The sequence below is a fragment of the Paraburkholderia sp. NPDC080076 genome (genome assembly GCF_050281145.1).
Lineage (GTDB): Bacteria > Pseudomonadota > Gammaproteobacteria > Burkholderiales > Burkholderiaceae > Paraburkholderia.
Genome location: NZ_JBNNWQ010000006.1, coordinates 23,718 through 37,124, shown reverse-complemented (window position 1 = coordinate 37,124; position 13,407 = coordinate 23,718). Strand labels below are relative to the sequence as shown.

Genomic DNA, 13,407 nt, shown 5'->3' with positions numbered 1-13,407 from the left:
TCACTCTCCTGTTCAGGCCCCGGCATTTCCGCCTATTGCGGCGGCACGATCGCTAGTATAAAGGGAAATGAGTAAGCGCTTTCTCTTGAATTAGTCCATGAAGTGCCATAAGATGCCTGAAATTCTTGAGCCTAGAGCAGTGACGCATGGGTCGTAGCGGTTATGTAAGAAAGCGATTACTCGTTTCGTGCCTTTTGTGACCGCCTGGCGCAAATTTCTAGAAGGGCAATGCCTGATGACTGAGACGACGAGCAAGAACGTAACCGGGCCGGTGATTCGGTTGCATCCCGCTGACAATGTGGTCATTGCGCGCATCGACGTCGCAATCGGTACGCCGGTTCCAGCGGAAGATTTTGTTTGCCGCAGCCAGGTGGCCGCAGGTTATAAGATCGCGGCGACGCCTATCAAAAAGGGCGAACCGGTTCGCAAATACAACGTGGTGATCGGTTTCGCCGCGACGGATATTGCGCCAGGCACGATGGTCCATAGCCATAACGTCGAGTTCCGTGAGTTCGACCGGGACTACGCATTTGGAGCGGACTACCAGCCCGTCGAGATGGTGCCCGAAGCCGGGCGCGCCACGTTCCAGGGCATCGTGAGGGATAACGGCGAGGTTGCCACGCGCAATTACATCGGTGTGTTGTCGACAGTCAATTGTTCCGCCACGGTCGCGCACAGAATCGCCGAATGGTTCACGCCGGAACGCCTGGCGGACTACCCCAACGTAGATGGTGTGGTCGCGTTCACGCACTCGATCGGTTGCGGCATGGAAATGAGCGGTGAGCCGATGGCGCTGCTGCGCCGGACGATGGCGGGTTACGCGCGGCACCCCAATCTTGCCGCGGCGCTGATTGTCGGGCTGGGATGCGAGCGCAACCAACTGGCCGGACTGATGGATCAGGAAGGTCTGAAGGCTGATTCGCGGCTGCACACATTCATCATGCAGGAGAACGGCGGCACCCGTCGGACCATCGAGGCAGGCGTAGCTGCGGTTCGGGCGCTGTTGCCCGATGCCAATCGCGTGAAACGCACGACGGTTCCCGCAAGCCATCTGAAAATCGGTCTGCAATGCGGCGGCTCGGACGGCTTTTCCTCGATCACCGCCAATCCTTCGCTCGGTGCGGCGATGGACTTGCTGGTCCGTCATGGCGGCACCGCCATCCTTTCCGAAACACCCGAAATCTACGGCGTGGAGCATACGCTCACGCGGCGTGCGGTCAGCCGCGAAGTCGGCGAGAAACTGGTTGAGCGGATCCGCTGGTGGAAGGACGAGTATTCGGTCGGTCGAGACGTTCAGATCAACGGCCAGGTCAGCCCTGGCAATCAGGTGGGCGGACTGGCGAACATCTTCGAAAAGTCGATTGGATCAGCGATGAAAGGCGGCACCGGGCCCCTCATGCAAGTGTATCGATACGCCGAGCTGGTGAAGCAATCTGGACTCGTATTCATGGACACCCCCGGCTTCGACCCCGTCTCCGCGACGGGTCAGATTGCGGGCGGTGCAAATCTTATTGCCTTCACGACAGGGCGCGGTTCGATGTTCGGCGCCAAGCCCGTGCCATCGCTGAAACTCGCCACCAATACGCCGATGTACACGCGTCTGACCGAAGACATGGATCTTAACTGCGGAGGGATTCTGGATGGCATCGCTTCGATCCACAGCACGGGCCAGAAAATCTTCGACGCGATTCTTGCCGCCGCGTCGGGCGAGCGCACAAAAAGCGAAATGCTCGGACTGGGTGACCACGAATTCGTGCCGTGGCAGATCGGCATCATGAGTTGAGTGCGCAGTGGCTCGGCGCATTGCGAGGGCGAACGGCCATTTACACCTATAAGTAAAACCGTCGCCCGTAGGCAGTCGAACAAATGGCGGAGACAGCCTGTGAGTACTCAAACCCCGGCAATACAAATACCTGACAGCGCGACAAGCAACTCGATCTACACGCGAGTGACCTGGCGCTTCATGCCCTTGCTGTTCGTCTGTTACGTGGTGGCGTATCTGGATCGGGTCAACGTGGGCTTCGCCAAGCTCCAGATGCTCAGCGATCTGAACTTCAGCGAGGCGATGTATGGCTTCGGCGCGGGCATCTTTTTCATCGGGTATTTCTTCTTCGAGGTGCCGAGCAACTTGCTGCTGCACCGGCTCGGCGCGCGCCGCTGGATCGCCCGGATCATGCTCACGTGGGCCGTGCTCTCGGCCGCGACCGCGTGGGTCACCACGCCGACGATGTTCTACGTATTGCGTTTCTTTCTGGGCGTGGCCGAAGCGGGCTTTTTCCCGGGGCTAGTGCTGTATCTCACCTACTGGTTTCCATCGCACCGGCGCGGCAAGATGATTGCTTTCCTGATGGCGGGCAATCCGGTGGCGGGCATTGTCGGCGGCCCGATTTCCGGCTTCATCATGCAGCGCCTCGCGGGGCACGCGGGCCTTGCCGGCTGGCAGTGGCTGTTCATTCTGGAAGCCGCCCCCGCGCTGATCCTCGCAGCCGTCATTTTCTGGTTCCTCGATGATCGGGTGAAGGACGCAAAGTGGCTGCCGGTACAGGACCGCGAATTCATAGCGTCGGAAATCGATGCGGAAGCACGCACCAAAAGCCACGGCTCCGTGCGCGAGGTCTTCACGTCGCTCAAAGTCTGGACCTTGTGCACGATTCTCTTCGGTATCGTGATGGGCTCCTATGCAGTTGGCTTCTGGCAGCCAACCATCATAAAGAGTTCCGGAATCACGGACGCCTTCACCATCGGCCTGCTCACGGTCGTGCCTTATCTTGCCGCGCTGATTCTGATGATCGTGGTCGGCCGCCACGCGGACCGCACGCGTGAACGCCGCTGGCACGTCGTGTTGCCGCAATGCATGGCGGCTGCGGGGTTCGTGATGTGCGCCTACGCGGGCAACAATACGTATATTGCGTTGCTTGGCCTGACGCTTGCCGCTTCGGGCGTGATTACGGCCTTACCCATGTTCTGGGCCTTGCCCACTTCCTTCCTCGGCGGCACCGGTGCGGCGGCCGGCATTGCCTTGATCAATTCGACGGGCAATCTCGCAGGCTTCGTAAGCCCTGCGCTGGTGGGGTGGCTAAAGACGGTCACGCATTCTCTTGATTCGAGCCTGTTCCTGATTGCGGGGTCGCTGATTGTCTCCGCAGGTCTCATCTTGACGCAGCTTCCCGCCAGGCTTGTCAACAAGTAGTACCTCCATGGCACTCGAGAGAAGTGCCAGATAGCAACATTCGGTATCCTCAATTACATGGAATAGAGACAACATGAAGACTGGGAAGTATCGCTACGTTGTCGCCTTGCTGCTGTTTATCGCGGGCGCGATCAATTACATGGACCGCGCGGCGCTTGGCGTGGTCGCGCCTGTCCTGAACAAGGAGCTGAATCTTTCGCCGTCGCAACTCGGCGTAGTGTTCAGCAGTTTCTTCTTCGGCTATTCCATCTTCGCATTCGTAGGCGGACAACTCGCCGACAAGTATGGGCCGCGCCGGGTCTTCTCCTGGTCGATGGGGGCGTGGTCCATTCTCTGCGGGTTGACCGCGGCCGCGACTGGATTCGGCACGTTGCTGATCTCCCGGGCGCTGTTCGGGTTCGGCGAAGGTCCGATGAATTCGACGACCAACCGGACCATCACCAACTGGTTTCCCCGGCATGAAACCGCGACCATGGTCGGCTTTACGTTTTCAGGCCAGACGGTAGGCAGTGCGATCGCCGGGCCGGTGGTGGGACTGATTGCCATCGCCTACGGCTGGCGCACGTCGTTTGTGATCATCGCGGCGTTCGGGCTGGTGTGGATCGTCGCCTGGCGCATGTTCGCTACCGACAAGCCGGCGCAAAGCACGCGGGTCGGCGAGGCCGAACGCGAGATGGTGGAAGCGAGCCGCAGTGCGGCACATCCTGCGGAAGGCGGCGAAGAAAGCACGCCGCTGCGCAGCTACCTGTTTCGTCCGAGCACGCTCGCGCTTGGCGTCGGCCTGTTTGCGGTGAACTACACGCTGTTCGTGTTCATCTCTTGGATGCCGAGCTATTTCACCAACGCGCTGCATCTCGACATGAAGCAGATGAGCTTTCTGAGCGCCGTGCCATGGGCATGCGGCGGGATTGGATACTTCGGTGGCGGCCTGCTTGCCGACGCGTGTTTCAAGCGCATGAGCAACAAGCTGCTGGCGCGCAAGGTCTCGGCGATCGTGCCGCTCGCGCTGTCGGGTCTCGCCTTGGTGGGCGTCAGCATGGTCGATTCCGTGACGCCCGCAGTACTGCTTGTCGCGTTCGCCGTACTGTTTCTGACGGCTTCGTCGCAAGCGTGCTGGGCCACCATGCATGAGCTTGTGCCCGGCAGGCATCTTGGGGGCGTAAGCGGCTTTGTTCACCTGATGAGCAACATCTCGGGCATCGTCGGTCCGACCATGATGGGTTTGGCGGTCCAGTACCTGGGTGGTTACAGCAGCGGCTTCATGCTCGGCGCGGCGGTCGATCTGGTCGGCGTGCTGGCAATGCTGCTGGTCATCGGCCGGCGCGCGGCAGGCGAGACAGCCGGGCCGCATACCACCGCCGCATAAACGGTCCGTCCCGCCACGCAAGGAGCCGGGAGGCGCAGGCGGAGCCACCCGCCCGCGGCCGTACGCGTGGCCGCGCGAGTATCCCGTTTTTTTCGAGTCGATCTACTGCCATGAAACATGTCATTGTTGAATCCGAGCAAACCGATTATCAGACACGTTCGCGGATCGTTTCGGTGGAGGCGCGCACCATCCGCGTGCCGCTTGACCGCCACACTGCATTCTCGACCCGCCTCGTCACTGCCCGCGACTACACCGTAGTACGCGTCACGACAGCCGATGACCAGCACGGCATCGGCTTTTGTTACAGCGGCAACCGCGCGGGCATGCTGGTCACGTATGCCGTGCGCGAACTGTTTGCGCCGCTGTTACGTGGGCGCTCCGCGCTCGACGTCGAAGGCTCGTGGTGCGCCATGTACGACGAGTCGTTGCTGCAAGGGCGTGCGGGCTCAGTCATGCGGGCGCTGTCCATCATCGACATCGCCTTGTGGGACCGCAATGCACGCGCTGCGGGCCTGCCGTTGAGCCGCTATCTCGGCGGCACATCCAGCGCCACCGTGCCGGCCTATGCCAGCGGTGGTTACTATCTGGAAGGCAAGACGCCGGCGCATCTCGGCGAGGAAATGGCCGGCTATGTGGCGCTGGGGTTTCGCGCGGTGAAGATGAAGGTAGGGCGGCTTGATCCGCGCAGCGAGGAAGCGCGGATCAGGGCAGCCCGCGAAGCGATCGGCGGCGACGTGCTGCTGATGCTCGATGCCAACAACGCATGGTCCGACGTTCCGACCGCGCTCGAATACATGCGCCGGTACGAGCCGTTCAACCCGTACTGGATCGAAGAGCCGTTCAGTCCCGACGACATCGAGAGTCATGCGCAACTGAGCCGACGCACGCCGGTGACCGTTGCGACCGGCGAGATAGAAGCGGGGCGCTGGCGGCATCAGGAGCTGCTCGACAAGCGCGCGGCCATGATCCTTCAGTCAGACGCGGCGGTATGCGGCGGGATCAGCGAATGGCGGCGGATTGCGGCGTCGGCCGCGGCCGTGGGTGTGACGATGTGTCCGCACTGGTTCCACGATCTGCACGTGCATCTGGTGGCGTCGACGCCCAATGCGCGCTATGTCGAATTTTTTCCTGACGATCAGGTGCTGAATTTCCGTCGGCTGGTGGACACGCAACTGTCGTTCGCAGACGGCAACCTGACCGTGCCGACTCGTCCAGGCCTCGGATTCGACTTCGATGAAGCCGCGCTGAACGAATACGCGCTAGACGATTGGGCCTGAAGCCGAAGCCATGGATAGCTGGAAAACACCACCGGTTGCGCATGCAACCGGCGGGCGTTTCTTCAGGGCATCAGGCCGTGACTTCGACCCCTGGCATCGAGAAGCCGATTTCGCGGAGTGCGGTGGCGAGCGCATCGCATTGCACTGGTGTCAGATCGACGAGAGGCGGGCGGACGACGCCCCAGTCGGCATCGTTGGAATACACGCCGATCGCTGCCTTGAGTGCGGGAATCATCGGGAATTTGGCGAACACCGCACGCGTGGCATCCAGTGCTGCCTGACGGGCATCGGCGTCGGCCGATTGCCAGTGACGATACAACTGCACGATAGCCGCCGGATTGACGTTTCCGGTTGCCGTGATGCAGCCAACGCCGCCCGCCCGCATGGTGGCCAGCAGGAAGGTCTCGCTGCCGGCGAACACATCGAAGCCATGCGGCTGGAAGCGCTCGAGCATGGCCTGCGTGTTGCTCCAGTCGCCCGAACTGTCCTTCACGCCGGCGATCACGCCCGGGAAAGCAGCGAGCAGCCGCTCGATGAGCGCGAGGCTGAGGGGCACCTGGGACACGGGCGGGATGTGATACAGATAAATGCGCAGTGCGTCGGAACCCACGCGTTCGATGATCTGCGCATAGCTGCGGAACAGGCCTTCGTCGGTGACGCCCTTGTAGAAGAACGGCGGCAGCGTCAGCACATGATTCACCCCTAGCGAAAGCGCATGGCGTGTTAGTTCGACCGTGTCGGTGAGGGCCGAGCAGCCTGTGCCTGGCATCAGACGATCGAGCGGAATATCTGCGCCAACCAACGTTTCGAGCAGCTTCATTTTCTCGCTGACGGCGAGCGAATTCGCTTCCGAGTTGGTGCCGAAAACAGCGAGTCCGACGTCCTGTTCGATCAGCCATCGGCAATGACGGACATAGCGGTCGTGATCCGGAAGAAGGTCTCTTGTGAACGGCGTGACCACGGGCGAGTAAACGCCGCGGGGTCGGTTGACTGAAGTCATCGCGTGTTCCTTTTGATTGAAGTGAGCGTGTTTCGCGCCATTCAGCCCGGGATCTGTTGCGCAGACGAGCGGGCGTGGAGCGCTTCGGGATTGACACAGGTCGACGAGAGTTGGCCGTCGAGTGCGTCGATGAGATTGCGTACCGCGCGCATGGCCATGTTTTCGCGCGTCTGTTGCGTAGCGGAACCGATATGCGGCACCGCTACCACGTTCGGCAACTGGAGCAGCGGCGAGTCCGGCGACACCGGTTCGCGTTCGAACACATCGAGACCGGCGCCGCGAATGCGGCCTTCACGAAGATGTTCGATGAGGGCGACTTCGTCGACGACCTGGCCGCGAGCGCAGTTGATGAGGATGGCCGACGGCTTCATGGTCCCGAGTTCGGCGCTGCCGATCAGTCGCTCGGTGGCGGGCGATAGCGGCACAAGCACGCAAACGAAGTCCGCCGTGGCGAGCAATTCGGGAAGCGGCCGCCATTGCGCGCCGTAGCGCTCCTCCGCTTCCGGGTTGCGGGAGCGGTTGGAATAGATCACGTCCATGCCGAAGCCGAGGGCGGCGCGCTTGGCGACCGCGCTGCCAATGCGCCCGAGCCCGACGATTCCCAGCGTTTTGTGGTGCACGTCGACACCGAATTGCGCCTCGCCGACAGTACGCGTCCATTGGCCGCGCCGTGTCCAATCGGCAAGTTCCGAAATGCGCCGGGCGGTTGCGAGAATCAGGCTGAATACGAGATCGGCGGTGGTTTCGGTGACTTCTTCCGGCGTATTCGTCAGTACGATGCCGCGGCGTGAGAGTTCGGGGACATCGAACGCATCGAAGCCGGCCGAAATCGTGGATGCGACCTCGAGCAGAGGCGCCGCATCGAGGATCTCCGGCGTTATCTTGAGATTGTTGCCGACCATTGCGTGAGCCGCGCCCAGTGCGTGCCTGAACGGCGCGAGGTCGCCGGATGAAACGTCGACCAGCTCGACGGAGCAGTGCTCACGAAGGAGCCCCAGCACGGCAGGAGGCAACGAACGATAGGCCACGACATGCTTCATGAAGACCTCGGCGGAAGGCTGTTGGAGAGTGGATATGCGGCACCGACCGCAACAGAAAAGAATCGCTTGCGGAGAGACTATAAGTATCGGTAACATTCCCGTCAAGATTATTGATAATCTCATCGACGATTTAGGAGCGACAATGAGCGAGAAGAAAAGCGGCTTGCGGCAGGGGCTGACGAACTACGGCGATGAAGGTTTCTCGCTATTTCTGCGCAAGGCGTTCATCAAGGGGGCGGGCTATACCGACGACGCGCTGTCGCGTCCCATCGTGGCCATCGCGAACACCGGCAGTGCCTACAACCCGTGCCATGGCAACGCGCCGCAGTTGATCGAGGCGGTAAAACGCGGCGTGATGCTGGCTGGCGGCCTGCCTGTCGAATTCCCGACGATTTCGATCGCCGAGAGCTTTTCGCATCCGACCAGCATGTACCTTCGCAATCTGATGTCGATGGACACGGAGGAGATGATCCGGGCCCAGCCGATGGACGCGGTGGTGCTGATCGGCGGCTGCGACAAAACCGTACCGGCCCAGTTGATGGGGGCGGCGGCGGCGGGCGTTCCCGCTATTCAGCTGGTGACGGGTGCGATGCTGACGGGCTCGCATCGCGGTGAACGGGTGGGGGCATGTACAGACTGCCGTCGCTTCTGGGCGAGCTTTCGCGGCGACCAGATCGACGAAGCCGAGATCGAAGCCGTCAACAATCAACTCGTCGCAACGGTGGGGACCTGTTCGGTGATGGGAACGGCAAGCACCATGGCCTGCATCGCGGAAGCCTTGGGCATGATGCTGCCGGGTGGTGCGTCCGCGCCTGCCGTGACCGCCGATCGCATCCGCATTGCGGAGCGCACCGGCGCGCAGGCTGTGGCGATGATCGGGCGGGACCTGAGTCCGGCGGCCATCCTGACACCCAAGGCGATCGAAAACGCATTGCGGGTGCTGCTCGCAATCGGCGGCTCGACCAACGGCATCATTCACCTCACGGCCATTGCGGGCCGGCTCGGGATTCGCATCGACCTTGAGCAACTCGACCGGATGGCGCGCGAGACGCCCGTCCTCGTCGATTTGAAACCGTCCGGACAGCACTACATGGAAGACCTGCATCGTGCCGGCGGGCTGACCACGGTGATGCGCGAGATGAAGGGCCTGCTGCATCTCGACGCGCTCACTGTGACCGGCCGTACGCTCGGCGAGGAGCTGGATGCCGCCCCGGCGAGCTTCCCGCAGGAAGTCGTCCGTCCGTTTGGCCGCCCGATCTTTCCGCAAGGCGGAATTGCGGTGCTGCGTGGCAACCTGGCGCCGGGCGGCGCGATCATCAAGCAGTCAGCGGCAAGCGCCAGCCTGATGGAGCATGAAGGGCGGGCCGTCGTCTTCGAAGACGCGGAGGATCTGGCTCGTCGTATCGACGACCCGGAACTGGACGTGGAAGCACATGACGTACTCGTGCTCAAGCGGATCGGTCCGGTCGGTGCACCCGGGATGCCGGAAGCCGGCTACATTCCGATCCCGCGCAAGCTCGGCCGCCAGGGGGTCAAAGACATGGTGCGCATTTCGGATGGCCGCATGAGCGGCACGGCGTCCGGCACAGTGGTGCTGCACGTCACCCCTGAAGCGGCCATCGGCGGGCCTCTCGCGGTCGTACAAACTGGCGACCGGATTCGCCTGAGCGTGGCGGAACGGTCTATCGAACTTGCCCTCAGTGACGAGGAAATCGCGGCTCGTCTCGCCGCGTTGCCGGCGCGCCAGGCCGACCCCGATGAGCGTGGTTATCGCAAACTCTTTCTGACCACGATCACTCAGGCCGACGAGGGCTGCGACTTTGACTTTCTGCAAGCTACCCGGATTACCGCGACCGTTCCCGGCAACGGAAACAAGGGTTAAAGATCATATTTTCGTATAGGCTCGCGGCTTAGATCATTTTGCGGATCCTTTCTATGAGCAACGCTGCCAAGCCCAAACGCTCCGCTGCACCCACTGCGAAGACGGTCGAACGTGACCGCAATATCGACGAGACGCTGCGCAGCGTCTCAGACGAGCTCGAGGAGCAGATCGTCCTTGGCGTTCTGCATCCGCGCGAACGGCTCGTCGAAGACGATCTGTGCGAGCGCTTCAGCCTGAAGCGCCACGTCGCCCGTCTGGTGCTGGCGGAGGTGGAGCGGCGCGGCCTGGTGGAGCGCCGCAAGAATGTAGGTGCGCTGGTCAAGTCGTTTACACCGCGCGAGGTCATTGAACTGTATGCGCTACGCGAATTGCTGGAAGCAGACGCGGCGCGACGCATCGTTTTTCCGGTCAGCAGCGAGGCGCTCGATGCGCTGACGGCAATTCAGGCAGAGCACGACGAAGCGGCCATCGCCGGCGACCTGCGACGCGTCTTCCGCGCGAACATGGCGTTTCACCATGCGTTCTTTGCGTTGTCGGAAAGCCAGGTTCTAACCGAGGCGATTCGCGAGTATGAACGCCGCACGCATGCGATCCGTTCAGTATCCATCGTGTTTCCCCAGTATCTGGAGAAGGCTCGTGCCGAGCATCACCAGATGATCGAGGCGCTCCGGAGCGGCGACCGGGAATCGTTGATCAAGTTATGCCGGGACCACCTGGTGCCATCGCGCGATGCGTATCTCGAAGCGCATCATCGCCGCTCGGCTGGCTACGCCGTACAGAAAGGCGAAACCGATTAGCTGTTTTTTTACCTGAATCACGGAGAGGGTATCAATGACTCGAGTACTGATCACCGGCGCGGCCGGTCACATTGGGCGCGTGCTCCGCGCCGGTTTCCAGGGCCACTATGCGCTGCGCCTCGCCGATATTGCGCCGCAGGCCGAGGCACAGGCAGGCGAGGAAATCGTGACGGCGAACATCACGCGCCTGGAGGATCTTCTGCCGGCCATGGAGGGCGTCGACGTCGTCGTGCATCTCGCCGGCATCCCCGACGAGGATCGCTGGGAGCGCATCCGCGATATGAACATCGAGGGTTGCTACAACGTGTTCGAAGCGGCGCGGCAAGCAGGCGTCAAGCGCGTGGTGTTCGCGAGTTCAAACCATGCAGTGGGTTTTCATCGTCGCGACCGGATGATCGACAACAGCGTCGAGCCGCGTCCTGATAGCCGCTACGGCATCTCGAAGGTGTTCGGCGAGGCGCTTGGCCGGATGTACGCCGACAAGCACGGCATGTCGGTTGCGTGCATCCGTATCGGCTCGTTTCGCCCGGACAACAGGCCGACCGTACCGCGCCACCTCTTCACATGGATCAGCCATCGCGACATGGTGCAGGTGACGCGCCGCTGTATCGACTATCCGGACTTCCACTTCGCGGTCGTGTACGGCGTCTCCAATAACGCGCGCAATCGCTGGGACAATGCCAACGTGCGCTATCTCGGGTACGTGCCGGAAGATGATGCCGAACTTTATGCGGCTGAGATCGCGGCAACGGGAAAGACGGAAGATGCGCGTGAAGCGCTGTTTCATGGCGGCCCCGGCTGTCTCGTCGAATTCGACGGCGATCCGCTCCTGATCGATTGAGGGTGGCGGTCTATCGTCGGAACGATTGCACCGCGGTAAAGCAGGTACTCGTGGATCAGCTTCCTTCATGAGCCTGCGACAGGAAGCAGTTGGACGTCGAACCTGTGCGTCCACAATCGAGTCCCGCTGCGAAAGTGCGCCTCGGTTCGCACCGGTCGCACTTGTTCGCAGGGGAGATCTTCAGGCGACTTCCCGCGCCCCGTTCATCCGACCAGCGGGCCCACCTCGAAACTGAAGTTTGCAACGCCATCCACTCCACCTGCGACCTTGTCGCCTGGGCGTAGTGCGCCGACGCCGGCGGGTGTTCCGCTGAAGATCAGGTCTCCCGGCTTCACGGTCACGGCCTGAGACACGTAACTGATGATGTCCGCGACAGGCCAGATCATTTCGCTGAGATCGCCTTGCTGACGGACTTCTCCGTTCACGGACAACCATATGCGGCCACTGGATGGATGCCCCGCCTCGGACGTCGGTTTGATCTCGCTCACTGGCGCAGACGCGTCGAAGCCTTTCGCCCAGTCCCACGGGCGGCTCAGTTTCTTCGCCGTCGCCTGAAGATCCCGGCGTGTCAGATCGACACCGACTCCATAGCCCCAGACAAAATCGAGTGCGTCTTCGCGGGCGATGATCTTTCCTTCCTTGCCGATCGCAATGACGAGTTCAATCTCGTGGTGCAAGTCGGAGGTCAGGGGCGGATACGGAAGGACGCCGGTCGCTGGCACGACTGCATCGGCAGGCTTGGAAAAAAAGAACGGCGGGTCCCGGTCCGGGTTGGCGCCCATTTCGCGCGCATGCTCTGCGTAGTTGCGTCCGACACAGAACACGCGGCGCACGGGAAAGCGGTTCGTCGAACCGCTGACAGCAACGGAGGTGATCGTGGGTGGTGTCACCGAGTATTCGGTCATGGTAAGCCTCGCAAGTAATATTGGCCTACCTACGATATCGCCCTGCGAACCTGCCGAGCAGGACAAATCCGCTGAACACCAGGACGATCTTACGGTGCTTCCTCGCGCGCGGTTGCCCCGCCGTTTCGTTGACCCGCACTCCGGTGCATGTCGCGAAAGTCGCTCGGCGACTGACCGACCGACTGACGAAACCGCCTCGAAAAATAGGCCTCGTCTCGATAGCCGACCAGAAACGCGATGTCCTTGATGCGCCGGTTGTCGTTTGCCAGCAGTTCCTTTGCGCGTGCGATGCGTCGCTCGGTCACCCACTCGACAAACGTCCGGCCCGTCTCTTTCTTGATCAGATGCGTAAGATAGTTCGGCGATAGAAACGCAGCGGCGGCGGCAGAGGTCAGAGACAGCGCGTTGCTCGCGAGATGGGCATCGACATGACGGTCCACACGGACCAGAGCGTCTCGTCGGCCGAGTCTCTGGACGTTGCGCGAGGAAAGCCGAAGTAGCTGATCCGCGTGTCGCTGGCATACGATCCCAATCAACTGGAGAAGGTATCCGCGCAGGAGGGCGCTCGCACCGAAGCGCCGTGTCTCATTGACCTCCAGCATACGTGACAGAACCGGCTCGATTTCGGCGAGATCGGCGTCCGCCAGAATGAAGTCGATGTACTCCTGAAGCCTGAACGGCGCGAGTTCGGGTGCCTGCGTAATCGACACATCCTCGAGGTCCAGGGGACCCGCGACTCCGTCCGTATTGGCGCGTAGAAACGCTTGCGTAAAGTTGATGACAATGAAGCGCGAATGCGCGGGGTGCGGTATCAGATGCAAGCGATGCGGCAGGATAAAGGCGACCGCACCCGCAGGAAAAGGCCGGCGTACTCCGCCGATGTGCTGTTCGGTATCGCCGCCGAGGTTGATCTGAATCTGAAAATATTCGTGCTTGTGCGGCTCTTCAATTGCGGGGCGTGAGGCTTGGTCGCGTATGTAGAAATCGAGGCGATCGCTTCGCTCAGGCATCGCGTAAGTGCGTGATGCCGCCGCCCGTGAAGCCTTCATGGCTGCATGCTCCAATTGATTCAGGGTACTGTATCAGACCATATGTCGTCGTGTGCAGAC

General features: G+C 61.6%; 11 protein-coding genes. 7 read left to right on the top strand and 4 right to left on the bottom strand.

Annotated features, from left to right (window positions below; genetic code table 11):
* Positions 1–235: 235 nt before the first annotated feature.
* From ACQKRQ_RS24045 to ACQKRQ_RS24030, 4 genes are all read left to right on the top strand, one after another.
* A complete protein-coding gene (locus ACQKRQ_RS24045) occupies positions 236–1,783 on the top strand; it encodes a UxaA family hydrolase (protein WP_427479854.1) in 1,548 nt (515 codons plus the stop codon).
* Between the two features lie 99 nt (positions 1,784–1,882).
* Complete coding sequence (locus ACQKRQ_RS24040) at positions 1,883–3,190, top strand: MFS transporter (RefSeq protein WP_427479852.1); 1,308 nt, start codon at positions 1,883–1,885, stop codon at positions 3,188–3,190.
* A 73-nt stretch (positions 3,191–3,263) separates the two neighbouring features.
* On the top strand, positions 3,264–4,556 hold the full coding sequence (locus ACQKRQ_RS24035) for an MFS transporter (RefSeq protein WP_132379779.1): 1,293 nt from the start codon (positions 3,264–3,266) through the stop codon (positions 4,554–4,556).
* Between the two features lie 110 nt (positions 4,557–4,666).
* Positions 4,667–5,833, top strand: a complete 1,167-nt coding sequence (locus ACQKRQ_RS24030) for a mandelate racemase/muconate lactonizing enzyme family protein (RefSeq protein WP_427479850.1) — start codon at positions 4,667–4,669, stop codon at positions 5,831–5,833.
* A 70-nt stretch (positions 5,834–5,903) separates the two neighbouring features.
* Here ACQKRQ_RS24030 and ACQKRQ_RS24025 read toward each other — a convergent pair whose 3' ends face one another.
* Positions 5,904–6,833: a dihydrodipicolinate synthase family protein gene (locus ACQKRQ_RS24025; RefSeq protein ID WP_427479848.1), complete on the bottom strand. Its 930-nt coding sequence runs from the start codon at positions 6,831–6,833 to the stop codon at positions 5,904–5,906.
* Between the two features lie 41 nt (positions 6,834–6,874).
* Entirely contained in the window at positions 6,875–7,873 is a 999-nt protein-coding gene (locus ACQKRQ_RS24020) for a 2-hydroxyacid dehydrogenase (RefSeq protein WP_408494972.1), read from the bottom strand.
* Between the two features lie 142 nt (positions 7,874–8,015).
* Here ACQKRQ_RS24020 and ACQKRQ_RS24015 point away from each other — a divergent pair, with 142 nt between their 5' ends.
* The 3 genes from ACQKRQ_RS24015 to ACQKRQ_RS24005 are packed head-to-tail and all read left to right on the top strand — an operon-like array spanning position 8,016 to position 11,393.
* Positions 8,016–9,755 (top strand): IlvD/Edd family dehydratase, encoded by a 1,740-nt coding sequence (locus ACQKRQ_RS24015; protein WP_408392172.1) that lies wholly within the window; start codon positions 8,016–8,018, stop codon positions 9,753–9,755.
* Between the two features lie 53 nt (positions 9,756–9,808).
* Positions 9,809–10,552: a GntR family transcriptional regulator gene (locus tag ACQKRQ_RS24010; protein WP_427479846.1), complete on the top strand. Its 744-nt coding sequence runs from the start codon at positions 9,809–9,811 to the stop codon at positions 10,550–10,552.
* A gap of 34 nt (positions 10,553–10,586) precedes the next feature.
* Entirely contained in the window at positions 10,587–11,393 is an 807-nt protein-coding gene (locus ACQKRQ_RS24005; protein WP_132379791.1) for an NAD-dependent epimerase/dehydratase family protein, read from the top strand.
* 203 nt (positions 11,394–11,596) lie between these two features.
* Here ACQKRQ_RS24005 and ACQKRQ_RS24000 read toward each other — a convergent pair whose 3' ends face one another.
* Together ACQKRQ_RS24000 and ACQKRQ_RS23995 are read right to left on the bottom strand one after the other, a co-directional pair.
* Positions 11,597–12,298, bottom strand: coding sequence for a fumarylacetoacetate hydrolase family protein (locus ACQKRQ_RS24000; RefSeq protein ID WP_408179748.1), 702 nt, complete (start codon positions 12,296–12,298; stop codon positions 11,597–11,599).
* Positions 12,299–12,387: 89 nt separating this feature from the next.
* Positions 12,388–13,347, bottom strand: coding sequence for an AraC family transcriptional regulator (locus ACQKRQ_RS23995; RefSeq protein WP_408179749.1), 960 nt, complete (start codon positions 13,345–13,347; stop codon positions 12,388–12,390).
* Positions 13,348–13,407: the final 60 nt, after the last annotated feature.

What these genes read in the sequence shown, in the direction of transcription:
- ACQKRQ_RS24005 (WP_132379791.1), top strand. Translation starts at nt 10,587, where the DNA reads ATGACTCGAGTACTGATCACCGGCGCGGCCGGTCACATTGGGCGCGTG.
- ACQKRQ_RS24020 (WP_408494972.1), bottom strand. Translation starts at nt 7,873, where the DNA reads ATGAAGCATGTCGTGGCCTATCGTTCGTTGCCTCCTGCCGTGCTGGGG.
- ACQKRQ_RS24045 (WP_427479854.1), top strand. Translation starts at nt 236, where the DNA reads ATGACTGAGACGACGAGCAAGAACGTAACCGGGCCGGTGATTCGGTTG.
- ACQKRQ_RS24030 (WP_427479850.1), top strand. Translation starts at nt 4,667, where the DNA reads ATGAAACATGTCATTGTTGAATCCGAGCAAACCGATTATCAGACACGT.
- ACQKRQ_RS24015 (WP_408392172.1), top strand. Translation starts at nt 8,016, where the DNA reads ATGAGCGAGAAGAAAAGCGGCTTGCGGCAGGGGCTGACGAACTACGGC.
- ACQKRQ_RS24010 (WP_427479846.1), top strand. Translation starts at nt 9,809, where the DNA reads ATGAGCAACGCTGCCAAGCCCAAACGCTCCGCTGCACCCACTGCGAAG.
- ACQKRQ_RS24000 (WP_408179748.1), bottom strand. Translation starts at nt 12,298, where the DNA reads ATGACCGAATACTCGGTGACACCACCCACGATCACCTCCGTTGCTGTC.
- ACQKRQ_RS23995 (WP_408179749.1), bottom strand. Translation starts at nt 13,347, where the DNA reads ATGAAGGCTTCACGGGCGGCGGCATCACGCACTTACGCGATGCCTGAG.
- ACQKRQ_RS24035 (WP_132379779.1), top strand. Translation starts at nt 3,264, where the DNA reads ATGAAGACTGGGAAGTATCGCTACGTTGTCGCCTTGCTGCTGTTTATC.
- ACQKRQ_RS24025 (WP_427479848.1), bottom strand. Translation starts at nt 6,833, where the DNA reads ATGACTTCAGTCAACCGACCCCGCGGCGTTTACTCGCCCGTGGTCACG.